Origin of the sequence: Flavobacterium sp., assembly GCF_039595935.1 — a bacterium.
In the GTDB taxonomy this organism is placed as follows: Bacteria; Bacteroidota; Bacteroidia; order Flavobacteriales; family Flavobacteriaceae; genus Flavobacterium.
In genome coordinates, this window is sequence record NZ_JBCNKR010000006.1 from 1371972 (window position 1) to 1397488 (window position 25517).

Here is a 25517-nt window from a genome sequence, read left to right on the forward strand (position 1 = left end):
TTTATTTTTTTAGAAAATTAAAAACATTTTTTATTGTTTTTAATTGTAATTCCCCGAAAAAAAAGATTTATGAGCAACTCAAAAAATGTTAACATTAATAAAGTCAGGCGTGGCTTAATGCGCACTTTAACCAAGAATATTGGTGCTGCTAACGTTAGCAAAAGCGGAACAATTGATACAAGTAAAATTAAAAAAGTATTGATCTGCAGACCCAATGGCAGACTTGGTAATTTACTATTAGTTACTCCTCTTATTCAGGAAGTGGAAAAGACATTTCCCGGGTGTAAAATCGATATTTTTGTAAAAGGAACTCTTGCTCCTATAGTTTTAGAAAACTACGATTCTATTGATAAGATAATTGGTCTTCCTAAAAAACCTTTCAAGGAATTAGTAAAATATTTTAAAGTCTGGACTTTAATAAAAAAACAAAAATACGATCTTGTAATAAACGTCGATCAAAATTCTTCTTCCGGTCGATTAGCAGTTCAATTTTCAACTGCTAAATATAAATTTTTTGGAGATCTTCCGGAAAATGTCCAGTTAAATTATGAAGATCATGAGCATATTGCAAAATACCCTGTTTACAATTTAAGATATTTTCTAAGCCAGTTTGGAGTAGAAGATAAAAAAGAACCGGTTGCTCTTCTGGATCTAAAATTAACTCAGGAAGAAATTTCAAAAGGGAAAGAAATTCTACATAATATCGTTGATAAAGAAAAGAAATCTATCGCGATTTTTACATTTGCTACTGGCGAAAAATGTTATAACGTTTCCTGGTGGGAGGAATTTTATACGGCTTTAAAAGAAGAATACAAAGACTATAATATTTTTGAAGTTCTGCCGGTTGAAAATGTATCACAAATTAATTTTCAGGCTCCTACATTCTACAGCAAAGACATTCGTGAAATAGGTTCTGTACTAGCTAATGTGGATGTTTTTGTAGGCGCAGATAGTGGTATCATGCACTTATCAAGTTCTTCAAAAGCACCAACAGTAGGATTGTTTTCGGTTTCGGTACTTAAAAAATATCAGCCATACGGAAATAACAGTGTAGGAATTGATACTAATACATTAGGAATTCCGGATTATATAAAAGCTATAAATAAGATTCTGAATAAATAAAGAATTTATAAGATGTAAATGTGCCGTTAAGCACATAATATCGGTAGCTAAAATAGGTTTGTAATCAACAGGAGTGCCCTAGGTATGCAATGTTAATGTTTGTTGCGTACCTACGGCACGCTAAATTTGTTTTCGATTTGTGATTTTCTACCGATATTACGTGCCTAATGGCACATTTCATGATCGATCAATTAAAATAAAATCAAACTACTATAAAATGAAACAGCTCCGAAAAGAAATTTTCGGAGCTGTTTTTTTATTTTGAGTAAATCTTAGTTTTTCTTTTTGAAAAGACCATTGATTAAATCAGTTGCTTTTTTAGTAGTTTCCTGATTTTTTTGTTCTTTCTCACTTTTAGCTGCCTGAGTTGTGTCTTTGGCTTTTGTGTTTTTGTTAAGTAAATCAGTCAAAGCAGAAGCACCTTTTTGTGTCAGTTTTTCTTTTTGCTGATTAGCCACTTGCGACGCTAAGCTGGAAACAGCACTTTTCATATCTGTAGTAACTTTAGGATTTGAAAAGTTTCCGCCAATAACGGCATTAATCGGAATGTTTTGCAGTTTTGCAGCATCTGCAGGAGACATTTTAGCAATAAAAGCATTTGCTTCGTTTCCTAAATATTTAGCAGGAACATCCAGTTTTAAGTTGTAATTCATCGTTTGGTCAAAACCGTGAGTTCCGCCAACCGTTACTTTAATATCCTGATATTTAATATCGAAAGGTTTTACGTTTACTTTTCCGTCATCAAAAGATAAAGCCATTTTTAAATCATTCAAATTCAATTTATTTAAATCCAGAAATTTAATGTTTGAAGTTAATGAGTTTAAAACAGTAGAATTTTTAGCATTTACAGTTGTAGAAAGCAATTGTCCTAATAAATCTCCAGAAAGAGATTTTAAATCAGGAGTTAATTCTTTCTCATCTAAATTTCCGTTTAATTTAATAGTCGAATTTAATTTACCATTAATAATTCCGGCAATTGGCGCAATTTTTTTCATCATGTCTAACTGCGTAAATGTCTGTGCAATATCAACCTGATTGAAACCTAAATTCATATCAAAAGTTGGCACTTTAGTTTTGGTAGAAACGGCTCCGCTTAAACCAATTGTTCCTCCAAAAATTGAAGTTTTAAAGTTTTCTAATTGTGCCTTTTCATCTTTTATAATCAATCTTCCTGAAACATCTTTTAGTTTTAAATTATCATATAAAACCGTTGTTGCTTTAGCATTTAAAGTACAGTTTAAGAAAGCCGGGATTTTCATTGCCTCAGCAGGTTTTGCAGGTGTTTTTTCTTCTTTTTTAGCAGGTTCTCCAGAAGTCATAAAATCATCAACAGCTAATTGATTTGAACTCATGTTGAAGTTTCCTTTCAATTCTTGTTTCTTGAACATAAAACCGTAGAAATTTTCCAGAACTCCGTTTATAGCAATATCACTTTTTCCTGTTGTAGCATTAAACTGTTTCAGGTTGATTGTACTTGGATTGAACTCCACTAAAGCCGTGCTGATGTTCATAGATTTATTGTTTTCATCAGTATATTTAAATCCTGATAAACTCATAGTTCCGGCATTTTTGATGTTTTGATATTGACTTTTCTCAACAGAAGCCATATCAAAATTAGTGGTAACATCAGCCTTTAAAATACCTGCCAAAGGTTTATCCATTTTAATAGGATATGCTTTTGAAAGATTTGCTAAGTTGATTGTTCCTTTTAAAGCAGCATTTACAAGCGGATTAACAGTAATGTTTCTCACATTTGCTTTAGCGCTGAAAACGTCCTGATCGATTCTAAAAGATAACTTATCTAAGTTTACATAAGTATCGTTTAGAATTCCGGTTTCGTTGATAATTTTAGTATCAATTACAATATTCTGAACTGATTTTGGCAAGTTCGGATATTGGAAAGAAGCATTGTTTGACGCAATAGCAATTTTGAAAGCGGGAACAGTTGTGTCTGTTAATTTTCCTTTTGCAAAACCATCAACAGTAAATTCTCCGGTTGTTTTTACACCGTCAAGACTTGATGCATAAGCTGATGGAATTAATCCTAAGAAATTAGTAAACGACGAAGTTGGCGTTTTAAATTTCAGGTCATAAATCTGACCTTCTTTAACCATCTGAATAAATCCGTCAAATTCTAACGGCAATTGGTTAATCAAAGCTTTGTTTTCTTTAAAAGTATATTTGCTTTGATCTAAATCGATTCCTAAAACAGCGTCTAAAGTCAATTTTATGTTTTTCATATAATTCACTTTATCCATATCTAAAGATACGTTTGCGGTAGTTTTTGTATTTAAATCCAGTTTAGAATTGGTAAAATCTCCTGTTCCTTCATGATTTAAACTATCAATAACCATTTTAATTTTTGAACCCTGATCGATATATCTAAACGTAAAGTTCTCAATTTTATAGTTTTGGATTTTTAAAGAAAGCGGACTGCTTTTGTCATCTTTTTTATCGTCTTCTTTTTTATCTTTTAAAGCAATATCAAAGTTCCCAACACCATCTTTGTTGAAAATAATGTTGATCAAACCATTTTCAGAAGTAATTCCCTGAATATTCAATGGTTCATCTTTTCCTTTAAAAAGTTCTTTAATACTCATTTTAAGATTTAATTCTCCTAATGAAACTAAAGTATCACCTTCAAAAGGTGCTTTGTTTATAATTACCAGTTTCTCGATTCCAACCGCAGCATTCGGGAAATTTTTAAACAAACTTAAATCAGCATCGGCAAAGCTTACTTTTGCATCAACACTTTCGTTGATAGCATCGGCAATTTTTGCTTTGATCTGGTCCTTAAAAAAATACGGAATGGCAAATAATGCGGCGACAATGACCACAAGAACAATGGCAGTTACTTTTAAAATTTTCTTTAACATATTTATAGATTTGAGGTTTAATTTTTAAAAATAGACTCTTGCAAAAATAGTTTTTTTATTGAACTACAAGAATAAAATTTTCTTAAAAATGTAGGAAAATTATGTTGTTTTTAAATAAAAAAATCCGCCTGATAAGTTTCAAACGGATTTTACTTTTTTATTATTGTAACTATTTTTTAATAAAAGAAACAATCTTATTTACCATCGTTTCAGAAATAGGGTGGGTTTCGTTTGTATAACTTGCCATATTTGCCTGTTTATCGCCATCGATAACTTTCATAATATGGTTCATTTTATCAACGATTACCAGTTCTGAATTTGTTTTTGCTTTTGATAATTCCTCTGCATCTTTTACCGAAACTTGCAAATCATTATTTCCCTGAATGATTAAAACCGGAATATTTAGCTTTTTAATTTCTGTCTGCGGATCATATTTAAACCATGAAATCAAATACGGCTGAATGCTGGCCCTGAAAAGTGAATTTAAAAGTGGATCGACTTTGTTTACTTTATTTCCAGCTTTCAGACTGTCTATAATAGGGAAAGTCATGTCCTCTAATTGTTTGTTTGATTTTGAAGTAATCTGAGATTTTATTAATTTATCTGCAGATTCTCCCGCTCCGGCAATCGAAATAAATTTATTGGCTTTGGCTCCGGCAATCATTCCTATTAAAGATCCTTCACTGTGACCAATAATTGTTAATTGTGTAAAACGTTTGTCTTGTTTTAAAAAGTTAATCCAGCTTTTGACATCTTCTGTATAATTTTCAAAAACGAGACTCGATTCAGCAACGGCAGAAGCTTTACTTTCGCCAATTCCTCTTTTATCAAAACGTAAAGATGCAATTCCGTTTTTTGCAAGCGCTTCGGCCAGCATTTTTAAGGAATTATTTTTCATCATCGGGTTATTTCCGTTTCTGTCTGTTGGACCAGAACCCGCAATTATCAAAGCAACCGGACATTTTTTTACTTCATTAGGAACGGTAAGCGTACCAAAAAGCTGATCAATATTGATTTTTAAAGTAACATTCGTTTCTGTAAAAGTATCTTGTTTTGCCGTTTGCGCATTTGCAGATACCAAAAATAAAGCGATAAAAAACAGAACTATATTTTTCATTTTAAACAACATTATTTAATGTTTATTCCAAAAGGCATCATCGCCTGAACACCTTTTTGTCTCTGTAATCTTTTTACCTGCTCGATAAGCATGTAGTTTTCTTCGCCAATTTCTTCTTTTATAAAAGCTTCTTTAGATTGGGCAAAAGGCAGATTACCCATTAAATCGCCAAAAGTTTTTTCGTATTCAGGATAATTTTGTGTGCTGTAATCTTTGATTTTAGCCATTTTAGCAGCTTCGGCAATCGCATCATTTAAGCCTCCAATTTTATCAACCAATCCAATTTTTAAAGCTTCTGTTCCAGACCATACTCTTCCCTGAGCAATTGAATCAACTTGTGCAAAAGTCATTTTTCTGCCTTCTGCAACATGCGTAACAAAGGTTTTGTAGATCTGTTCAACACCTTCAAGTGTAAAAGCTTTGAATTTTTCATCAACAGGAACAAATGGACTGTAGTTGGCTGAATTTTCGTGTGTTTTTACCTGCTCTGTATTGATTCCTAATTTATTGGCAAGCGGAGTGAAGTTTGGTAATACTCCAAAAACCCCGATAGAACCTGTAATAGTGTTGCTTTCTGCAAAAATCTTATTAGCGTTGCAGGCAATATAATAACCTCCAGAAGCTGCGTAATTACCCATAGAAACTACAACAGGTTTTACTTTTTTGGTAACTTCAATTTCTCTCCAGATTAAATCAGAAGTCAATGCGCTTCCGCCCGGGCTGTCAATTCTTAAAACAATTGCTTTTATGTCTTCATTTTTTCTGGCTTCCTGCAGAGAACGACGCATTGAGCCTTCACCAATAACGTTTACATCGCCTTCGCCGCTGGCAATTTCGCCTTGAGCGTAAATAACGGCAATTTGATTATCAGCAGTATTCATTAAAGCGGTAGTTAGATGGTTTTGAGTATAATCTAAAATTGAAATTTTATTATAATCTTCATCATCTTTTACTTTCAAAGCTTTTCGGATGGCATTGTGGTACACATCTTCATAAGCCACAATATCTACCAAACGCTGTGTTTTTGCCATTTCAGGAGTTCTGGCTAATAATCCGTTGGCAATTTCGTTTAATTTTTCAACCGGAATGTTTCTACTTTTTGAGATATCGCTGCAAACGGTAGACCAAATAGAATTTAAAAGTGCTGTAACCTGCTCTCTGTTGGCATCGCTCATTTTGTTTTCTAAAAACGGTTCAACGGCACTTTTATATTTTCCGTGACGAATTACTTCCATGTGGATTCCTGATTTTTCCTGAAAATCTTTAAAGAACATCACTTCAGACGAAAGTCCTTTAAAATCTAAATCTCCGGCCGGATTCAAATAAATTTTATCGGCAACAGAATTTAAGTAATATTCTTTCTGCGAATAGGTATTGGCGTAAGCCCAGACAAATTTTCCAGATTTTTTGAAGCTTTCCAGCGCATTTCTCAAATCTTTATATTGCGCAAGTCCTAATGAAGACTCATCGTTTAAGATTGAAATTCCTTTAATATTATCGTCGGTTTCTGCCGCTTCAATAGCATTAATAACATCGGTTAAACCAATACCTTTTTTATCTGAAAAAACGGTTACCCACGGATCTTTGTATTTTCCTGCATAATCGTTATCAATTTGTTTTAAATCTAATTCGATAACCGAATCGTTTTTAACCGTGACTTTATCACCATCGCTAAAAATGGCGCTAATTAGGATTGCTCCAAAAAAGAAAAGCATAATAAATACAAAAATACCAACAACTGTGGCAATTACATTTCCTAAAAACTTCATAAATATATTTTTTTTAATAAGTAGCGTTAATGAGCTGTTTGTTACAAATTTCGTACATAAATTTTAATTCATTGAATAACGCCGTTTCACAAATATATTGGTTAATTCTAAAATAGTTTTAGTTAATTTGCATTAATTATGAAATCACAGCATCAAGTCGTTTTATCTATAGGCAGTAATCAGGGAAACAGGTTAGAAAACATCGAAAGCTGTATTGCTTTGATACATCAGGAAGTGGGAACTGTGATCAGGGTTTCGAAGCTTTATGAAACGCCTGCATGGGGTTTTGAAAGTGATGCTTTTTATAATTGTGCGCTGCTTTTGCACACTACTTCATCGGCACAAAAAATATTAAATCAGGTTTTAAAAATTGAAAAACAGTTAGGAAGAATAAGATTAAATCAGGAAGGATATCAATCCCGAATTATTGATGTTGATGTGATTGTTTTTGATGATGAAATTATTGAAACCGAAAAACTTCATATTCCGCATCCCTTGATGCAGAATCGAAATTTTGTTTTACTGCCAATGCAGGATTTAAAACTGGACTGGAATCATCCGGTTTTTCAAAAATCTGTTTCTGACTTAATTGCCGTTTCTCCAGACGACAGTGTTTGCACGGTTGTTCAGGAATTAGAATGTCCGCTGAGTAAAATTCCGCTGGAGAAATATAATTATATTGCCTTTGAAGGAAATATTGGAGCCGGAAAAACTACTTTGGTTCAAAAAATAGCCGATGATTTTAATGCCAAAACGGTTTTAGAACGATTTGCTGATAATCCGTTTCTGCCTAAGTTTTATAAAGATCAAAACCGATATGCTTTTCCGCTTGAAATGTCTTTTCTGGCCGATCGTTACCAGCAATTATCAGATGATTTGGCGCAGTTTGATTTGTTTAAAGATTTTATCGTAGCCGATTATCATATTTTTAAATCGCTGATTTTTGCTAAAATAACTTTGCAGGAAGATGAATATCGTTTGTATCGAAATTTATTTGATATTATTTACAAAGAAATGCCAAAACCGGATTTGTACATTTATCTGTATCAAAATACCGAGCGTCTTCTACAAAATATTAAAAAACGAGGCCGAAGCTACGAACAAAACATTGAAGCTCAATATTTAGACAAAATCAACAACGGATATTTGGAATACATTAAATCTCAAACTGATTTGAACGTTTTGATTATTGATGTTTCTGACCGCGATTTTGTAAAAAAGCAGGAAGATTATCTTTTCGTTTTAAATGAAATTCAGAAAAAGCTTAATTAGATAATTGGAGAATGTGTCAATTAGATAATTTTTAAAATTATAAGTTAATTATCTCATTTTCTAATTGGCACATTTTCTAATTTAAAACTATCTTTTTAAAGTAAAATGTCCTCTTAAAATAGGTTTTGTATTGTCTATTTTTAAAGCATACCAATAGTCTGAAGCCGGAAGCGGTGTTTTTTCAAACGTTCCATCCCAACTCATTTTAGAACTATTTAACTGTGCTATCAGTTTGCCATAACGGTCAAAAATAGTTACTTCTGCCTGAGGGTAATTTTCCATTCCGGTTACTTCCCATAAATCATTATAAGTATCATTATTTGGAGTAAAAAAGGCAGGAAAAACTAAAACTACAAAATTTTGTGTATCACCGCCGCAGCCGCTTTTCTCGCGGGCATAAGCCGTTTGAAGTCCACCCGGAACATCGTAGAAAACGTTCGAATCCTGAAAGTTGATACCATCAACAGAAAATTCAAAATAAGAAGTTTCTTTTTTGAGATAAATAATAGCGCGGGTTCCGTTTACATCAATTCGATCAATTTCAGGAAACTGATGTTCTTCAACAACTACTGTTTTTCGACTTGTACAATTTTCAGGTGACGGACTTATTACATCTACTGTATAAGTTCCGCCTTGAGAAACAACAGTTGTTTGTGTAGTTGCGCCATTAGACCATAAATAAGTCATTCCTGAAACTCCGGCATCTAATGTTACAGTTTGATTTTGACATAAAGCCACAGTTTCATCCTGAACCACAGGCGGCGTATAAATTTCTATATCTACCTGAACACGATTTGGATTAACACAGCCCGAATTTGAAGCTTCGGCATAATAAGTTGTATTGGATGAAATAGTTGGTGTTGTAAAACTGTTTCCTGTAAAAACGCTGGTTCCGCCAGTTGGAGTTGTAAACCAATTAATATTTCCAATATTTGAAGACGCCGTAATCGTTACAGATCCGGGTCCGCAGTTTGAATAAGAGGTTTGACCCGCAACGGGATTTGCAGGAGTTGCATTTACAGTAGCTGTTACCGATTTTCTGTTTGATTCGCATCCGGCATCAACATAATAAGTTGTGGTCGAAGTTATGGTTGGAGTTGTATACGAAGTTCCAGTTCCTAATACATTTCCACCAACAGCCGCATCATACCAGCTGATTGTGGCACCGGCAGTCGCTGTAGCATTAAAAGTAAAAGTTCCAGAATCACAAACCGGATTTGGATTTGTACCAGGCGTTGCAACCGGAATCGTAATTTTAGTACTTGTCGCAATTTCAAGTGGAGATTCTCCCGGCATTCCGCCATATTCAACAACATACCCTTTTGGCTGATAAGCATCGCCTGGAGTTAATGAACCTGTGTTGGAAAGGTCATTCCATGAACCTCGAATTCCAATTCCTGGTTGGGTGATATGCGCATAATCTTCGTCGCCCTGATTATTTGGTTCTCCTGAATTCCAGAAAGTATAAGTCATAGTAGTTCCGGCTTCAGGACCTGTAACCCATTTCCAGACACCTTCAGTTTGTGCATCGCTTCCGCCGATCCATCCCGTTCCAGAAGCTTGTTCGCCTATTAATTGGGCTTCATCCTGAGATAAAATAGTAGCCAAATATCCTTGTAATCCGTAATAAGTACTGGCTTCAGCAGCAGCTTTGGCACTTGTCCATGTAATGCCAATACTTGGAACAAATAGATAAAAATGCTGTGTTGAAGGTAAATAATTGGCATTACCAATTGTTATCGAAAATGTTCTTGTTCCAGAAGCTGAAGCCGAAGAATTTGTAAAAACTACGTCTTTTACAGCGGCAACTAAATCAGAATATAAAACATCAGTACCAGTTGGACTTGTTATGCTTAATTTTCCTGCTGTTGCATCCCAGCTTGTTGTTACATTAGGGTGCGCTGCCGGATTTGAAAGCGAAAGCTGATCTAAACCACTAGAATAACCAGATGAAATTTGAATGTAAACAGCTTTGGTTCCTGTTTCTGCAGGATCGTGTGTAATAGTAAAATCAGTTACAATTTTGATTGTATTTTGCGGGCAGTATAACTGATCTCCGGTTGCTTTAACAATAGGAGCAGTTGTTGAAATCTTACTGCAGTCGTTTGAATATTTTGCTGTATTATCTTTGCGTGTCCAGTTTGTGTTTGAATAGGCTTCATCATCTACTTGTATACAGGTTAGACCAGAATTAAATTTAAAGTTTGGAGAGGTTAGTTTTGCATTCTGTCCATTTTTTAAATTCAAATAGGTTAACAAGTTATCTTCACAAAAAAAAGTATTTAAATTAGTATTATTAGATAAATCTAAACTAGATAATTGATTATGACTGCATTCTAAGACTCCTATACTATTAGAGAGATTCAGAGAAGTTATTTGATTATTATTGCAAATTAACAATCCTAAATTTGGATTATTAGAAGTATCCAGAGAAGTTATTTGATTGTTATTTACGTATAATGCTTGGAGTGCTGAGTTTTTAGAAATATCAAGATTTGATAGATTGTTATTATTGCAGTTTAAATTTATTAAACTAATGTTTTTCGAAACATCTAAAGTGGTTAATTTATTAAAGATACAAGCTATAGTCGTTAAAGAAGTATTTTTTGAAAGATCTATACTTGTAATGTTATTGTTGTTTAATACCAGAGTATTTAAAGATGTATTTTTTGAGACATCCAGACTGCTTAAATTATTATTATTTATAGTTAAAACTTCTAATGCTGTGTTTTTTGAAAGATCTATTGTAGATAATTCATTATAACCACAAGATAAACGTTTCAGGAAAATATTTTTTGTAAGATTTAAATTGGTAATAAAATTTCTTTGATATATATTATCATTAAGTATGTCTAGACCTAATGTTTCTAGTTTTTCAAAAGCTTCAATACCGGTCAAGTCGGTAATGTTTTTTCCAAGAAGTAGCAGTGTTGTTACATCTTTAACATTTGCAGTCAAAACCTTTCCGTCAATAGCGCCGCTATCAATATTCAAATCAATTAAGGCCTGTTCAAATTTTGGGTCAGGAATAGAGGTATATTGAGCAAATCCCACAAAAGGGAAAAGCAGTAAGAATAATAAACGTAGTGGTTTTTGGTAATAGATAGTTTTCATTTTATAAAAGTATCACTTTTATAATAATAAAAAAATATATTTACATTTCTAACATTTAAAGCTGGAAACTATTTTAAAAATCACATTTTTTTAGCGAAAACACTTCTAAATTAATTATTTGGCCAGTTTAGTTTTTGAAACAAATCCCAAACCACAATTCCGGCGCTTACCGATATATTCAAAGAATGTTTTGTACCTAATTGTGGAATTTCAATACAACCGTCACAAATGGCAACCGCTTCCTGAGCTACGCCGTAAACTTCGTTTCCAAAAACCAAAGCATATTTTTGATTTTTCTCTACTTTAAAGTCCTGAAGAAAAACAGAACTTTCGACCTGTTCAATTGCCATTGTCAGAACATTTTCTTTCTTTAGATTTTCAATAACTTCCAATACATTTTCGTGATGTTCCCACGCAACAGTTTCTGTAGCGCCAAGTGCCGTTTTATGAATTTCTTTATTTGGCGGAGTAGCAGTAATGCCGCAAAGAATAATTTTTTCGATCAAAAAAGCATCGGCAGTTCTAAAAACAGAACCAATATTGTGTAAACTGCGAATATCATCCAAAACCAATATTAAAGGTGTTTTGTCTGATTTTTTAAAATCTTCAATTGATTTTCTGTCTAGTTCGCTATTTTCAAGTTTTCTCATTGGAAGTAAATTCAGGTCATAAAAAAAGCTTCCAAAGATAAGGAAGCTTTTTCGATATTTAATTGTTTTTCAGATTAGCTTTTTACTGGATCTGGTAAAACTGTACCTTTAATTGTAAGTACTTTTGTAGGTTGTCCTTCAGCGTTAGAAGTTACAGTTACGGTTTTAGTGAATGCACCAACTCTGTCAGTAGCATATTTTACACCAATAATTCCTTTAGCACCTGGAGCAATTGGCTCTTTTGGTGTAGTAGGAACTGTACATCCGCAAGAACCTTGAGTGTTAGTAATGATTAACGGTTTTGTTCCGTTGTTTACAAAAACAAACTCTCTTTTACCGTCAGCATTGTGAGCGATAGTTCCATAATCGATAGTTTCAGTTTCGAAAAGCATTCCAGCTCCTTCAACTTTAGCAACTTTAGCAGCTTTAGCTTTTTTAGTTGATTGTGCATTAGCAGCTGTAATACCAGCTACAGCTAACATAGCGAATAAAATTATTTTTTTCATCTTCTAGGGTCTTTTTTAATGATGAACAAAGCTATATAAAATTCTTATATCTGTATATAAAAAAATCTTAAAATATTTTAATTTTTCAAGCCTTCGTTATGCCATTAAAAAATTATAAATTCGCTGTCTTAATTTTTCATTTAAAACATATCAATTTTGGCAGCTAAAGAAAAAGTGGTAAAGGAAACACCTTTAATGAAACAGTATAATGAAATCAAGGCAAAATATCCTGATGCATGTCTGCTTTTCAGAGTAGGGGATTTTTATGAAACCTTTGGTGAAGACGCCATCAGAGCTTCTAAAATTCTTGGGATTACTTTAACAAAAAGAGGCGCTGGCTCAGATACTGAAACAGCTCTTGCTGGTTTCCCGCATCATTCTGTTAATACTTATCTGCCAAAATTAGTAAAAGCCGGACTTCGTGTAGCGATCTGTGATCAGCTTGAAGATCCTAAAATGACTAAGACAATTGTAAAAAGAGGTGTTACAGAATTAGTAACTCCGGGAGTTTCTCTAAACGATGAGGTTTTACAATCAAAAACAAATAACTTTTTAGCATCGGTTTATTTTGCTAATAAAAATATCGGAATTTCATTTTTAGATGTTTCAACAGGAGAATTTTTAACGGCTCAGGGAAATGCAGAATACATTGATAAATTACTGCAGAATTTTAATCCAAGTGAAGTTTTGGTCCCGAAAACTTGTAAAACCGATTTTAAAAATGCCTTTGGAGAAGATTTTCACAGCTTTTTTCTGGAAGACTGGATTTACAAAGAAGATTACGCTTTAGAAACCCTGACAAAGCATTTTCAAACCAATTCTTTAAAAGGTTTTGGAGTTGAAGAATTAAAAGAAGGAATTATTTCTGCCGGGGCAATTTTATATTACTTATCAGAAACACAGCATAATAAAGTACAGCATATTACAGCTATTCAGCGTATTGCAGAAGATGCTTATGTCTGGATGGATCGTTTTACAATACGAAATTTAGAATTGTATCACAGCTATAATCCAAATGCGGTAACACTTTTAGATGTAATCGATAAGACGCTTTCGCCAATGGGCGGACGTTTGTTAAAACGCTGGCTGGCACTTCCTCTTAAAGATTCTAATAAAATAAAAGGACGTCATGATGTGGTTTCGTATTTAAAATCAAATCAGGAAGTTTTACAAAATATTCAATATCAAATTAAACAGGTTTCAGATTTAGAGCGTTTGATTTCTAAAATTGCAGCAGGAAAAGTATCGCCCCGTGAAGTTGTTTATTTAAAAGAATCTCTGGATGCCATTATTCCAATTAAAACATTGGCGCTTCAAAGTCCGCAGGAAGCAGTAAAAGTTATTGGAGACAGTCTGCACTCATGCGATTTGCTGAGAGAAAAAATTAAAAATACTCTAAATCAGGATGCACCGGTTGCTATTTCAAAAGGAAATGCAATTGCAGCGGGTGTTAATGAAGAATTGGATGAATTAAGATCGATTTCAACTTCCGGAAAAGAATTTTTGGAAGGTATTGAAAGAAGAGAATCGGAGCGTACCGGAATTTCTTCTCTGAAAATATCATTCAATAATGTTTTTGGATATTATATTGAAGTTAGAAATACGCATAAAGATAAAGTTCCGGAAGAATGGATTCGTAAACAGACTTTAGTGAATGCCGAACGTTATATTACGGAAGAGCTAAAAGAATACGAAACCAAAATTTTAGGAGCTGAAGAGAAAATTTACAAAATCGAATCGGAGCTTTTTGAGCAGTTAGTTGCCTGGATTGCAACTTATATAAAACCGGTGCAGATGAATGCGTATTTAATTGCGCAATTAGATTGTTTGTGTTCTTTTACTCAAATGGCTATAGAGAATCAATATGTTTGTCCTGAAATCGATGATACATTTGAACTCGATATTAAAAACGGAAGGCACCCGGTAATCGAAAAGCAATTGCCGGTAGGAACGCCATATATTGCTAATGACGTTTTTCTGGATAGAGAAACGCAGCAGATTATCATGATTACCGGACCCAACATGTCGGGTAAATCGGCTATTTTAAGGCAGACGGCCCTGATTGTGCTTTTGGCTCAAATGGGAAGTTTTGTTCCTGCTGATAGTGTTAGAATGGGAGTAGTTGATAAAATTTTTACCAGAGTAGGAGCTTCTGATAATATTTCGATGGGAGAATCTACTTTTATGGTTGAAATGAACGAAACGGCTTCGATCTTGAATAATATTTCAGATCGTAGTTTGGTGCTGCTGGATGAAATTGGAAGAGGAACCAGTACGTATGACGGAATTTCGATTGCATGGGCAATTGCCGAATTTTTACACGAACATCCGTCGAAACCAAAAACATTGTTTGCGACCCATTATCATGAGTTGAATGAAATGACAGAATCTTTAAATAGAATTCAAAACTTTAATGTTGCAGTAAAAGAATTAAAGGATACTGTTCTGTTCGTTAGAAAGCTTGTAAAAGGAGGAAGCGAACATAGTTTTGGAATTCACGTTGCGAAAATGGCGGGAATGCCGCAGCTGGTGATTTCGAAAGCGCAGAAACTATTAAAGAAATTGGAGAAAAATCATTCCAGCGATGCATTAAACGGAATAAAATCTGCTAATGATGAAATGCAGATGAGTTTCTTTAATCTTGATGATCCTTTACTGGAAGAGATTAAAGAAGAGATTTTAGGTCTTGATATTAACGCTATTACTCCGGTTGAAGCGCTAATGAAGCTTAATGAAATTAAGAGGATGCTGACCAAGAAATAAAATTTAAAAATTTTTCAAGTTTAAACTTTAGGTTATCAGAATGTTATAAAATAACTGGATTTTTTTTTAGAAAAAGGCTTGTTTAATTGAATAAATGTCCTAAATTTGCACTCGCAATACGAAACAAATCAGGTGTTGCGGTTCTTAAACAGAATTTGAAAATGCGAAAATAGCTCAGTTGGTAGAGCGCGACCTTGCCAAGGTCGAGGTCGCGAGTTCGAGCCCCGTTTTTCGCTCAAAACCATACAATGCTCGGATGGTGAAATTGGTAGACACGCTGGACTTAAAATCCAGTGAACAGCAATGTTCGTGCGGGTTCAAGTCCCGCTCTGAGTACTAAAGCCTCTTCTTTTGAAGAGGCTTTTTTTGTTTGTAAATTCTTTAAAAGGTACTAAGGTGCTGAGATTCTAAGGGTCTGAGGTTTTGTTCTGGAGCAATTAATGATTAGTAATCGATAATTAATGATCTAAAATCAACAATCTAAAATCTAAAATTTAAAACCAACAATCTAAAATCCAAAATCTAAAATCAACAATCAAAATATGGGTGCTTTTGTAATTAGCAGGCGATTTAATGATGAATATAAGTTTGTGTTTACTTCCAGAAAAGGGAAAGTGATTTTTACAAGTTTAAGTTATGAATTGAGGTTTGAGTGTGAAGAGGATATTGAAAAATTCAAGAAGACAATTGAACTTGCTAAATTTTTAAAATTTAAAGGCTCTGGAGGAAAGTATTTTTTTAAATTGATGCTGGGTGATCTTCATTTCGCAACAAGTCGAAAATACACAACAGAATTGCTTTTGCAAAAAGGGATAAAGGAAATAGTTACTTATGCTTCAAAAGCGGAAATTCTGGATTTCTCATCAAATGAATTGATTTTTGAAGATGAGGAGGTTTCTGTTGAAGAAGAGGTTGAAGATTAAAAAAAAAAACTCCAATATTTTTAAATTCCAAATTCCAATAATGCGTTATGTGTTGTTGGATTTTTTTTAAACTTCTATTAGGCTTTGCAGGGAAGTTGGATTTGTTGGAATTTGGAATTTGAAAATATTGGAATTTCCTAAATTTTAAGCATAAAAAAAACCATCGATCTCGATGGTTTTAAAATCTTTAGAATTTAGGTTCTAATTATTTTTTTACTTCTTTAGCAGCTTCTTCTACTTTAGTAGCAGCAGAGTCAACTTTTGCAGCAGCAGAGTCAACAGTTGTAGCAGCAGAATCAACTACAGCAGCAGCAGAATCAACAGCAACAGCAGTAGAATCTACAGTTTCAGTAGCTGCAGCGTCAGCTTTTTTACAAGATACAACAGTTAAAACAGCAACAACAGCTAAACTTAAAAATACTTTTTTCATCTTACTTTATTATAAAAGGTTAATTATTAATTCGTGGCAAAGATATAAATTTTTTAATACGTAAAATATTTTTTCACTTTTTTTTTAAAATATTTTCCTTGCTCACGTTTATCTTATTTATCAAAGAATATGCCAAAATTATAAAATTATCTTAAATTATCTAATGTTTTGTATAAATAATTTTTTGTTGCATATTCTGCGTATGAATTGGCTGTTTTGTTTATCTCATTGCAGTTTATTTTGCTTTTTAAGGATTATATCAAAGATGAAATCGAGTAAAAAAAACAAACAATTATCAGTTGAGACAATATTTACGACTCAAAATAATGATTTAGCCCAATATGGGTTACGAAACAACTTTTAAAATTGTATTTGTAGCTCCTTTGTTATTTTGAATAAAAGATCTGCAGATAGCGCTCTTTTCTGTTAAAAAGTTTTCGTCATTTAGTAAACGATCCAGAATTTCTTTTAATTCAGAATTAGTGGCAATTGAAATACAGCCTCCGAGTTCAACAAGAGAAACCGCTTCGGAAAATTTGGAGTAATTAGGGCCTATCACAATTGGAATTCCGAATGTTGCAGGTTCCAGAATATTGTGAATTCCGGGATTTCCAAAACCTCCTCCAACATAAGCAACCGTTCCGTAACTATAAATTTTGGTCAAAAGCCCAATTGTGTCAATTATAAAAACATTATAATGAGATAGATCTTTATTTTCTTTTTCAGAAAATAGAATAGTTGGTTTTGCGATCTGCGATTTTAAACTGGCTATTTGGTCTGCTTTTATATTATGCGGAGCAATTATAAACTTCACATTCTCTGGAGCCTGATTTATGTATTCAGCAATTAAAATTTCGTCTTTTGGCCACGAGCTTCCAATAACAATGGCTTGCTTGCCATCTTTAAAATTTTCAATATAATCAAGTGTATTATCTCTTTCTAAAATAGCTGCAACTCTGTCAAAACGAGTATCTCCGGATACAATTACGTTTTTAAATCCGATAGCTTCGATTTTTTGTTTCGAACTTTCGTTTTGAACAAAAAAATAAGTAAAAGCTTTTAATGCTTTTCTATAAAAACCTCCGTACCATTTAAAAAACATCTGGCTGTCTCTAAAAATTCCTGAAATTAAATAAGTAGGAGTTTTGCTTTTTTCAAGTTCTTTTAAATAGTTAAGCCAAAACTCATATTTAATAAAAAAAGCAAATTCAGGATGAGCTAATTTTAAAAACTTTTTTGCATTGTTTTTGGTGTCTAAAGGCAGATAAATGGTAACATCGGCAACTGTGTTGTTTTTGCGGATTTCATATCCCGAAGGAGAAAAAAAAGTTACAATGATTTTATGTGAAGGATATTTTTCTTTAATTTTTTCAATTACCGGAAGTCCTTGCTCATATTCGCCCAGAGATGCAGAATGAAACCAAATTGTTTTGTCTCCCGGTTTTATTTTTTCTTCTAAAGTTGAAAAAACATTTTTTCGGCCTTCAACAAAAAGCTTAATTTTCGGACTAAATAGCGCTATGATTCTTAAGAAAAATCCTGCGATGTGTATAGTTAAATTGTATAAAAAAAGCATGTAATAATTTTTGCAGCTAAATTACATTTCTTTGGACTATTTTCATTGGTTTGAAGCTATTAATAACTATTTTTGTTCCTCCTTTTAGAGATTTCTGTTGAAAACAGCGTCTTTAGTTTAAACATTATCAAAAAATGAAAAAAATACAAATGGTTGACTTAAAAAGTCAATATGAAAAAATAAAAAGTACTGTTGATGCTTCGATTCAGGAAGTTTTAGATACTAATACTTATATCAATGGACCTTTAGTTCATCAATTTCAAAAAAATCTTGAAGATTATTTAGGGGCAAAACATGTTATTCCTTGTGCAAACGGAACAGACGCACTTCAAATTGCTATGATGGGATTAGATTTAAAACCGGGCGATGAGGTTATCACGGCTGATTTTACTTTTGCTGCTACTGTTGAGGTTATTGCTTTGTTACAGTTAACTCCGGTATTAGTAGATGTTGATTTGCACAATATGAACATTGATATTGATGCTGTTAAAAAAGCAATTACGCCTAAAACAAAAGCGATTGTTCCGGTTCATTTATTCGGACGTGCTGCAAACATGGATGCCATTATGGAAATCGCTGCCGAGCATAATTTGTATGTAATTGAAGATAATGCACAGGCAATTGGAGCTGATTATGTTTCTAAATCAGGATCAAAAGTGAAAGTGGGAACAATTGGTCACGTTGCGGCTACATCATTCTTCCCTTCTAAAAACTTAGGTTGTTATGGAGATGGTGGAGCCATTTTTACAAACGATGATAAATTAGCACACGTTATCCGCGGAATTGTAAATCACGGAATGTATGAGCGTTACCACCATGATGTTGTAGGTGTAAATTCACGTTTAGATAGTATTCAGGCTGGAGTTTTAAATGCAAAATTACCTTTGTTGGATGAATACAATAAAGCGCGTCGACTAGCGGCAACAAAATACAATGCGGCTTTTGCCGGAAGTAAACATATTATTACTCCGGAATTTGATGCAAACGAAAATGATCACGTTTTTCATCAATATGTATTGAGAATTTTAGATGCAGATAGAAATGCTTTAATGCAGCATTTATTGGATAAAGGAATTCCATGTGCGATTTACTATCCAATTCCACTACATTCTCAAAAAGCATATTTAGATCCGCGTTATAAAGAAGAGCAATTTCCGGTTACAAACCAATTAGTGCAGGAAGTAATTGCTTTGCCAATGCATACTGAACTTGACGATGAACAGATTAAATTTATTACAGATTCTGTTTTAGAATTTTTGAATAAATAATAAAGCCAAAATAACCACAAAACAACCAAATAAATGAAAGTATTAGTAACAGGAGGATTAGGGTTTATCGGTTCTCACACCGTAGTCGAATTGCAAAATGAAGGCTTCGAAGTGGTGATAATTGATAATCTTTCCAATTCTTCAGAAGATGTTTTAAAAGGAATTACAGCCATTACAGGAAAAACGCCTTTATTCGAAAAAATTGATTTAAGAGAAAAAAGTGCCGTTCGGGATTTCTTTAAAAAACATAATGATGTTACTGGAGTTATTCATTTTGCAGCTTCAAAAGCTGTTGGTGAAAGTGTTGAACAGCCATTGTTGTACTATGAAAACAACATTAGCAGTTTAGTTTATCTTTTACAGGAATTGCAGCAAAAACCTGAAGCAAGTTTTATTTTCAGCTCTTCTTGCACGGTTTACGGTCAGGCCGAAAAAATGCCAATTACAGAAGATGCTCCGGTTCAAACTGCCATGTCTCCTTATGGAAACACAAAGCAAATTGGAGAAGAAATTATTACAGATACAGCTAAAGTTACCAATATCAGTGCTATTTTATTGCGCTACTTTAATCCGGTGGGAGCGCACGAATCTGTAGAGATTGGTGAATTACCGTTGGGCGTTCCTCAAAATTTAGTTCCGTTTATTACACAAACGGGAGTAGGATTACGTCAGGAATTATCGGTTTTTGGAAATGATTATCCAACGCCAGACGGAACGGCTGTTCGTGATTATATACATGTTGTAGATTTAGCAAAAGCACACGTTATTGCTTTACAGCGTTTGTTAAATAAAAAGAATTTAACAAAAGTAGAAACCTTCAATTTAGGAACAGGAAAAGGAAGTTCAGTTCTTGAAGTCATTCATAGTTTTGAAAAAGTAAGCGATAAAAAATTGCCATACAAAATGATGCCTCGTCGTGAAGGAGATATTACAGAAGCTTACGCAAATACAGATAAGGCAAATAATGTCTTAGGATGGAAGGCTGAATTAAGTCTGGACGAAGCAATGGCAAGTGCTTGGAAATGGGAACAAAAAGTAAGGAATAAGTAATTTTTAATAAAATTATAAATTTTAAGATCCCAGATTATAGTAATATAGTTTGGGATTTTTTTTAGCTATTGATTATCATGAAACAAAGTTTAGATTATAAATTAATATTTGCATTAGCGGCTGTTGGAATTATCTGGGGTACAACATTTTTAGGAATTAGAGTTGCGGTTGAAACTATTCCGCCTTGGTTTGTAACTTCAATCCGTCAAGGTCTTGCGGGAATGATCATGATGATTATTTTATTATTCAAAAAAGAATTGAAATGGATTGGCTGGGAAAATTTAAAACATCAGCTTGTTCCTTCTGTTTTGATGATTGTAGTGGCAAATGGTTTTACAACCGTTGCAGAACAGACTGTGCCAAGCGGACTCGCTTCGGTAATCAGTGCGATGTCTCCTATACTTATTTTTCTGGGTAGTATTTTGTTTAAACTGCAAAAACCAAGCTTAAGAGGATTTGTTGGAGTTATAATAGGATTTTCTGGAGTCGTTTTTATATTTAAAGATGGACTGGGATCTTTTTTAGATGCCGATTACAGAATCGGAATGATGTTTATGGGGTTTGCGATTTCCGCATGGGCTGCCGGAACAATTTATACCAAAATTCATGGCAATAAATCTAAAAATATAGTTCTTAATTTATTTTATCAGTTTACAATGGCTTCGTGTATTCAGATTGTTTTGGCATTTATTTTTTCGCCAACTATTGATGTGAATTTATGGAGCGCTAAAAGTATTTTAGCAGCATTATATTTGTCAATTTTTGGTTCTGTAATTGCTTTCTTCAGTTATAATTATGCGTTGAAACATGTTACTCCGGTTCAGGTTTCTATTTTGGCTTATATCAACACGATAATTGCGGTCTTTTTTGGCTGGTTGATTTTAGATGAAAAAATTACCATTGATTTTATAATTGCAACGATCCTGATTATTTTGGGAGTTTTTATTATTAACTACAAAAAGAAGGAAAAGGAAACTGTATAAATTTTGATCCATTTTATTTTTGTAAATTTGTAAGAATTAAAACTGTAGGAATAATGAATTCGGATAAAGAAAATAAAAAGAATAATAAGGTTGAAGAGCCAAGTGTAGAATACGAAATTCAAAAACCAAAATTTAAAGGTATAGATCGTGAAACCTTTGATTTTGATGCTGAATTTGCTAAAGGATTGACTCCTGAAGAATTTAAAATGGAAATGTCGAAAAGAATAAAAGCTTATCCTTGGAAGAATAAATCTTAAAAATAAAATATTAAATAAAAAATCCTCATAAACCAATTAAAGTCTATGAGGATTTTTTATGTGATTTAGATACGAAAGACGCACTGCGATGCGCCTCTACGATTAAGCATTAGCAACAGCAGCTTCTTTATCAATTTTATTAATCAAACCAGTTAAAACTTTTCCTGGGCCAACTTCAGTAAACAAAGTAGCACCGTCAGCGATCATTTGCTGTACAGACTGAGTCCATTTTACAGGAGCAGTTAATTGAATGATTAAGTTCTTTTTAATTTCATTAGCATCAGAAACTGCATTTGCAGTAACATTTTGATATACTGGACAAATTGGAGCAGAGAAAGTAGTTGCTTCAATTGCTGCAGCCAATTCTTCTCTTGCTGGTTCCATCATAGGCGAGTGAAAAGCACCTCCAACAGGTAAAATCAAAGCACGTTTTGCTCCTGCAGCTTTCATAGCTTCACAAGCTTTTTCAACAGCAGTAGTTTCACCGGAAATTACTAATTGTCCAGGGCAGTTATAGTTGGCAGCTACTACAACACCGTCGATAGAAGCACAAACTTCCTCAACAACATTATCAGCTAAACCTAAAACAGCAGCCATTGTAGATGGAGTGATTTCGCAGGCTTTTTGCATTGCCAAAGCACGCTGAGAAACTAATTTTAAACCATCTTCAAAAGATAAAGTTCCGTTAGCAACCAAAGCAGAGAATTCTCCTAAAGAATGTCCTGCAACCATTTCCGGTTTGAAATCTTCTAAAGTTTTAGCTAAAATAACAGAGTGTAAAAATACTGCTGGCTGTGTAACTTTAGTTTCTTTTAGTTCTTCGGCAGTGCCTTCAAACATAATATCTGTAATTCTGAAACCTAGAATTTCATTTGCTTTTTCGAATAATTCTTTGGCTAAAGCCGAATTTTCATATAAGTCTTTGCCCATTCCTGTGAATTGCGCACCCTGACCCGGAAATACGTATGCTTTCATTTGTCTAATTTAATTTTTACTTTTTTTTAAAATTGAAAATTAGTTTCAATTGGAAGGCAAAAGTACTATTTTTTTAGCTCGTATAATCCTTAAACATATAAATCCATGCTAATCTTGAAAAACGGAGATTAAAAGGAGTAAGTAAAGTAATAACAACAGCAATGATAGGAAGGATTCGGAGATCGAAATTTGTTTCGAAGAAAAACTGTGCAATACAATACGTTGCAATTCCCTGAGCTACTGTTAATCCATAGTTTACGTACATGGCGCCAAAGAAATAACCAGGCTCTTTTTGGAATTTATAATGGCAGTGACTGCAGTATTCATTCATTTTTGGAAAACTGAAATTTAGAAAAATATTTTTGTCTGTAAAAACTTTTCCTTTATGACAAACAGGACATTCGTTTTTTAAAATATGAGTTAATGCGCTTGACATGATATTGTTGATTTTTGTTTATACAAAGTTAATTTGTAGTAGTGTAAAAGCCTTTTTAGTATCTTCGCTACTTATAGCACAATAAAGACATTTTGATTAAAATTTTAAATGATAAATCCCAAATTCCAAATTCCAAAATGAAAAAATATCCAATTTATAGTGTTCAGAATTTTAGCTGTAACGATATTCATCGTGACTTTTATGTGAATACTTTTAAAGAGCATTTAAAAAGCCACAGTTTTGTCGAAGAACCACATCGTCATGACTCTTATTTAATGGTGTTTTTTACGAAAGGTTCAGGAAAACACGAAGTCGATTTTGATCAATTTGAAATTAAAAGAGGAAGTCTGTTTGTGCTTCAGCCCGGACAGATGCATCACTGGAGTTTGTCTGAAGATGTTGAAGGTTTTGTGATCATCTTTTCGCAGGAATTGTATAATTTGTATTTCGGACAGAAAAAGATTAACGATTATAATTTTTACCATTCTATTCATAACCGGCCGGAAATGGTTTTTGAGGAAGCTGAAATTCCAAAAATTCTACCCTATTTCAATTTGCTGATTCAGGAAAATAGCAAGGATAATAAATTTCAGTTAGATAAATTACTGAATTTACTAGACTGTATTCATATAGAAGTTTCGAGAAAATACAGCGAAACCTATTCGCATCAGGCACACTCGTATAATATCAAAATCAATAAGTTTGAATCGCTTTTAGAAGAATATTTCAGAACCCAAAAACTGCCATCTTTCTATGCCGAAAAATTAAATATTACGCTGAAACATTTAAACAGAATCTGCAATGAAATTCTCCAAAAAACCGCAACAGAAGTTATCACAGATCGAGTGATTCTGGAAATTAAAAGAATGCTGATCGACAAACAATTAGCCGTAAATGAAGTGGCCTTCAAAGTCGGCTACGAAGATTATTCGTATTTCTCCAGATTCTTTAAAAAACAAACGGGAATGTCGCCAACAGAATTTAGAAACACAGTACGTTGATTTTTTTTAGCCACAGATTAAAAGGATTATTTGGATTTTAAATCTGTGAAAATCTTTTTAATCTGTGGCTATTTTTTTAGTTTCACGCAGATTTCAGATTTAAGCAGATTATAAAATTAAATTTGCGCAAATCTGCTAAAATCACTTTGAATCTGCGTGAAATAAATTCGTCAATTACTTCGTCTGTTCGCTATCGCTTGGGTCGTGGCAGAAAAAAAACAAAACCCTGCGTCCTCACGCAGGGTTTCAATAACCAACCAATTAAATCTAAAACCTGATTAGGCTTGTTTTACAAATTGTAATTCAATGTTCAAACGAACTTCTTCACCCACTAAAACGCCTCCAGTTTCAAGAGCAGAATTCCAGTTTAAACCCCAATCTTTACGATTAATTTTTCCTTCTATGCTTAAACCTACTTTTGTATTTCCCCAAGGATCAGTCATGATTCCGCTAAATTCAACCGGGAATTTTACTGTTTTTGAAACACCTTTAATGTTTAAATCTCCAGTTAATTCAAATTCACCATCATTAATTTTTTTGAAAGCAGAAGATTTGAAAGTTAATTTTGGATGATTCTCAGCGTCAAAGAAATCACCGCTTCTTAAATGTCCGTCACGATCTGCGTTTGCAGTGTCGATTGAAGCGATATCAGCAGAAAAACTGAAATCTGCATTATCAAAACTGTCTCCTTCTGTGATTGCAGAAGCATCATAAGTTCCAAATTTTCCTGAAACATTAGTAAACATCATGTGTTTTACTTTAAAACCAATTTCTGAGTGAGTTGGGTCAATTGACCATTTTGTAGTTGCCATAATTTTATTTTTTAAATATTTTTAAATAATTAATTTGTTTCATTTTGATAGGACAAAGTTACGGTGAGAGTTGTCCTGAAGCACTTAACCTAGATTAAGAAATAAAAAATGTATTTTTTTTTTGCCACAGATTAAAATGATTAAAAAAAATATATTGCCACGAATTACACGAATTTCCACGAAATAAATTGAATCAAAATTTGTGAAAATTTGTGCAATTTGTGGCGAATAAAAAAATCACTTTAATCCTTTTAATCTGTGGCAAAAAAACTTAATGCGTAAAGCTTAGCTTTTATTATTCATATAAAATGTCAATGCTCCTGATGGACATTTATTAACAGTAGAAATTATTTTTTCAGTTGTAGAATGTTCCGGTGTAATCCATGGTTTTTCTTTTGGGCGAAAAACGTCCGGATTATTTTTGACACAATTGGCAGAATGAATGCATTTTCCAGATTGCCATACAATTGTTACTTCGCCGTTTGTATATTCTTTAGTGAGGTTATTTGGATTCATGGTTTAAAATTTTAAGGATGAATTTAATTTTAAAGTCAGACCAATTTTCTTATTTATAAAGTTAGTCTTTCTTTTTTGAAATGGATAAAAAAAGAAACGAT

Annotated in this window: 21 protein-coding genes and 2 tRNA genes; 11 read left to right on the forward strand and 12 right to left on the reverse strand. The window is 33.2% G+C overall.

What is annotated here, in order from left to right:
- Positions 1-69 precede the first annotated feature (69 nt).
- Positions 70-1122, forward strand: coding sequence for a glycosyltransferase family 9 protein (locus ABDW27_RS15750; protein ID WP_343696771.1), 1053 nt, complete (start codon positions 70-72; stop codon positions 1120-1122).
- Positions 1123-1394: 272 nt separating this feature from the next.
- Here ABDW27_RS15750 and ABDW27_RS15755 read toward each other — a convergent pair whose 3' ends face one another.
- From ABDW27_RS15755 to sppA, 3 genes are all read right to left on the reverse strand, one after another.
- Positions 1395-3998 (reverse strand): AsmA-like C-terminal region-containing protein, encoded by a 2604-nt coding sequence (locus ABDW27_RS15755; RefSeq protein ID WP_343696772.1) that lies wholly within the window; start codon positions 3996-3998, stop codon positions 1395-1397.
- A 169-nt stretch (positions 3999-4167) separates the two neighbouring features.
- Entirely contained in the window at positions 4168-5115 is a 948-nt protein-coding gene (locus ABDW27_RS15760) for an alpha/beta hydrolase (protein WP_343696773.1), read from the reverse strand.
- An 11-nt stretch (positions 5116-5126) separates the two neighbouring features.
- Positions 5127-6884, reverse strand: coding sequence for a signal peptide peptidase SppA (sppA, locus tag ABDW27_RS15765; protein ID WP_343696774.1), 1758 nt, complete (start codon positions 6882-6884; stop codon positions 5127-5129).
- 138 nt (positions 6885-7022) lie between these two features.
- On the opposite strand from sppA, the gene folK reads away from it, so the two are divergent.
- On the forward strand, positions 7023-8156 hold the full coding sequence (gene folK, locus ABDW27_RS15770; protein WP_343696775.1) for a 2-amino-4-hydroxy-6-hydroxymethyldihydropteridine diphosphokinase: 1134 nt from the start codon (positions 7023-7025) through the stop codon (positions 8154-8156).
- A gap of 87 nt (positions 8157-8243) precedes the next feature.
- On the opposite strand, the gene ABDW27_RS15775 is transcribed toward folK, so the two are convergent.
- From ABDW27_RS15775 to ABDW27_RS15785, 3 genes are all read right to left on the reverse strand, one after another.
- Entirely contained in the window at positions 8244-11270 is a 3027-nt protein-coding gene (locus tag ABDW27_RS15775) for a T9SS type B sorting domain-containing protein (protein ID WP_343696776.1), read from the reverse strand.
- Positions 11271-11380: 110 nt separating this feature from the next.
- Positions 11381-11920, reverse strand: a complete 540-nt coding sequence (locus tag ABDW27_RS15780) for an RNA methyltransferase (protein ID WP_343696777.1) — start codon at positions 11918-11920, stop codon at positions 11381-11383.
- Positions 11921-11994: 74 nt separating this feature from the next.
- Positions 11995-12426 carry a DUF1573 domain-containing protein gene (locus ABDW27_RS15785; protein ID WP_343696778.1) on the reverse strand — a complete coding sequence of 144 codons (432 nt, stop codon included), beginning with the start codon at positions 12424-12426 and terminating at the stop codon, positions 11995-11997.
- 156 nt (positions 12427-12582) lie between these two features.
- Here ABDW27_RS15785 and mutS point away from each other — a divergent pair, with 156 nt between their 5' ends.
- The 4 genes from mutS (at position 12583) to ABDW27_RS15805 (ending at position 16112) form a co-directional block, all read left to right on the forward strand.
- Positions 12583-15189 carry a DNA mismatch repair protein MutS gene (mutS, locus tag ABDW27_RS15790; protein ID WP_343696779.1) on the forward strand — a complete coding sequence of 869 codons (2607 nt, stop codon included), beginning with the start codon at positions 12583-12585 and terminating at the stop codon, positions 15187-15189.
- Positions 15190-15352: 163 nt separating this feature from the next.
- Positions 15353-15425 (forward strand) — tRNA-Gly (locus ABDW27_RS15795).
- Between the two features lie 14 nt (positions 15426-15439).
- Positions 15440-15525 (forward strand) — tRNA-Leu (locus tag ABDW27_RS15800).
- Positions 15526-15731: 206 nt separating this feature from the next.
- Positions 15732-16112, forward strand: coding sequence for a DUF1508 domain-containing protein (locus tag ABDW27_RS15805; RefSeq protein WP_343696780.1), 381 nt, complete (start codon positions 15732-15734; stop codon positions 16110-16112).
- A 205-nt stretch (positions 16113-16317) separates the two neighbouring features.
- Here the strand turns inward: ABDW27_RS15805 and ABDW27_RS15810 are convergent, their stop codons facing one another.
- Together ABDW27_RS15810 and ABDW27_RS15815 are read right to left on the reverse strand one after the other, a co-directional pair.
- Positions 16318-16542, reverse strand: a complete 225-nt coding sequence (locus ABDW27_RS15810) for a hypothetical protein (RefSeq protein WP_232681552.1) — start codon at positions 16540-16542, stop codon at positions 16318-16320.
- A gap of 346 nt (positions 16543-16888) precedes the next feature.
- On the reverse strand, positions 16889-18118 hold the full coding sequence (locus tag ABDW27_RS15815; protein ID WP_343696781.1) for a glycosyltransferase N-terminal domain-containing protein: 1230 nt from the start codon (positions 18116-18118) through the stop codon (positions 16889-16891).
- Positions 18119-18252: 134 nt separating this feature from the next.
- Between ABDW27_RS15815 and ABDW27_RS15820 the strand changes: the two genes are divergently transcribed.
- The 4 genes from ABDW27_RS15820 to ABDW27_RS15835 all read left to right on the forward strand — a co-directional run bounded on the left by ABDW27_RS15820 (position 18253) and on the right by ABDW27_RS15835 (position 21676).
- Positions 18253-19386, forward strand: a complete 1134-nt coding sequence (locus tag ABDW27_RS15820) for a DegT/DnrJ/EryC1/StrS family aminotransferase (protein ID WP_343696782.1) — start codon at positions 18253-18255, stop codon at positions 19384-19386.
- A gap of 33 nt (positions 19387-19419) precedes the next feature.
- Positions 19420-20436 carry a UDP-glucose 4-epimerase GalE gene (galE, locus tag ABDW27_RS15825; protein WP_343696783.1) on the forward strand — a complete coding sequence of 339 codons (1017 nt, stop codon included), beginning with the start codon at positions 19420-19422 and terminating at the stop codon, positions 20434-20436.
- 77 nt (positions 20437-20513) lie between these two features.
- The gene (locus ABDW27_RS15830; RefSeq protein ID WP_343696784.1) at positions 20514-21419 is read left to right on the forward strand and encodes an EamA family transporter; all 906 of its coding nucleotides are present in this window, start codon (positions 20514-20516) and stop codon (positions 21417-21419) included.
- 53 nt (positions 21420-21472) lie between these two features.
- On the forward strand, positions 21473-21676 hold the full coding sequence (locus ABDW27_RS15835; RefSeq protein ID WP_343696785.1) for a hypothetical protein: 204 nt from the start codon (positions 21473-21475) through the stop codon (positions 21674-21676).
- A 102-nt stretch (positions 21677-21778) separates the two neighbouring features.
- On the opposite strand, the gene fabD is transcribed toward ABDW27_RS15835, so the two are convergent.
- Both fabD and ABDW27_RS15845 read right to left on the reverse strand, forming a co-directional pair.
- Positions 21779-22651 carry an ACP S-malonyltransferase gene (fabD, locus tag ABDW27_RS15840; RefSeq protein WP_294960105.1) on the reverse strand — a complete coding sequence of 291 codons (873 nt, stop codon included), beginning with the start codon at positions 22649-22651 and terminating at the stop codon, positions 21779-21781.
- Between the two features lie 73 nt (positions 22652-22724).
- Positions 22725-23087 carry a DUF983 domain-containing protein gene (locus tag ABDW27_RS15845; RefSeq protein WP_343696786.1) on the reverse strand — a complete coding sequence of 121 codons (363 nt, stop codon included), beginning with the start codon at positions 23085-23087 and terminating at the stop codon, positions 22725-22727.
- Positions 23088-23224: 137 nt separating this feature from the next.
- On the opposite strand from ABDW27_RS15845, the gene ABDW27_RS15850 reads away from it, so the two are divergent.
- Entirely contained in the window at positions 23225-24088 is an 864-nt protein-coding gene (locus ABDW27_RS15850) for a helix-turn-helix domain-containing protein (protein ID WP_343696787.1), read from the forward strand.
- 278 nt (positions 24089-24366) lie between these two features.
- Here ABDW27_RS15850 and ABDW27_RS15855 read toward each other — a convergent pair whose 3' ends face one another.
- A complete protein-coding gene (locus ABDW27_RS15855) occupies positions 24367-24900 on the reverse strand; it encodes a YceI family protein (protein ID WP_343696788.1) in 534 nt (177 codons plus the stop codon).
- Positions 24901-25185: 285 nt separating this feature from the next.
- Positions 25186-25416, reverse strand: a complete 231-nt coding sequence (locus ABDW27_RS15860; protein ID WP_091492853.1) for a (4Fe-4S)-binding protein — start codon at positions 25414-25416, stop codon at positions 25186-25188.
- Between the last annotated feature and the right edge of the window lie 101 nt (positions 25417-25517).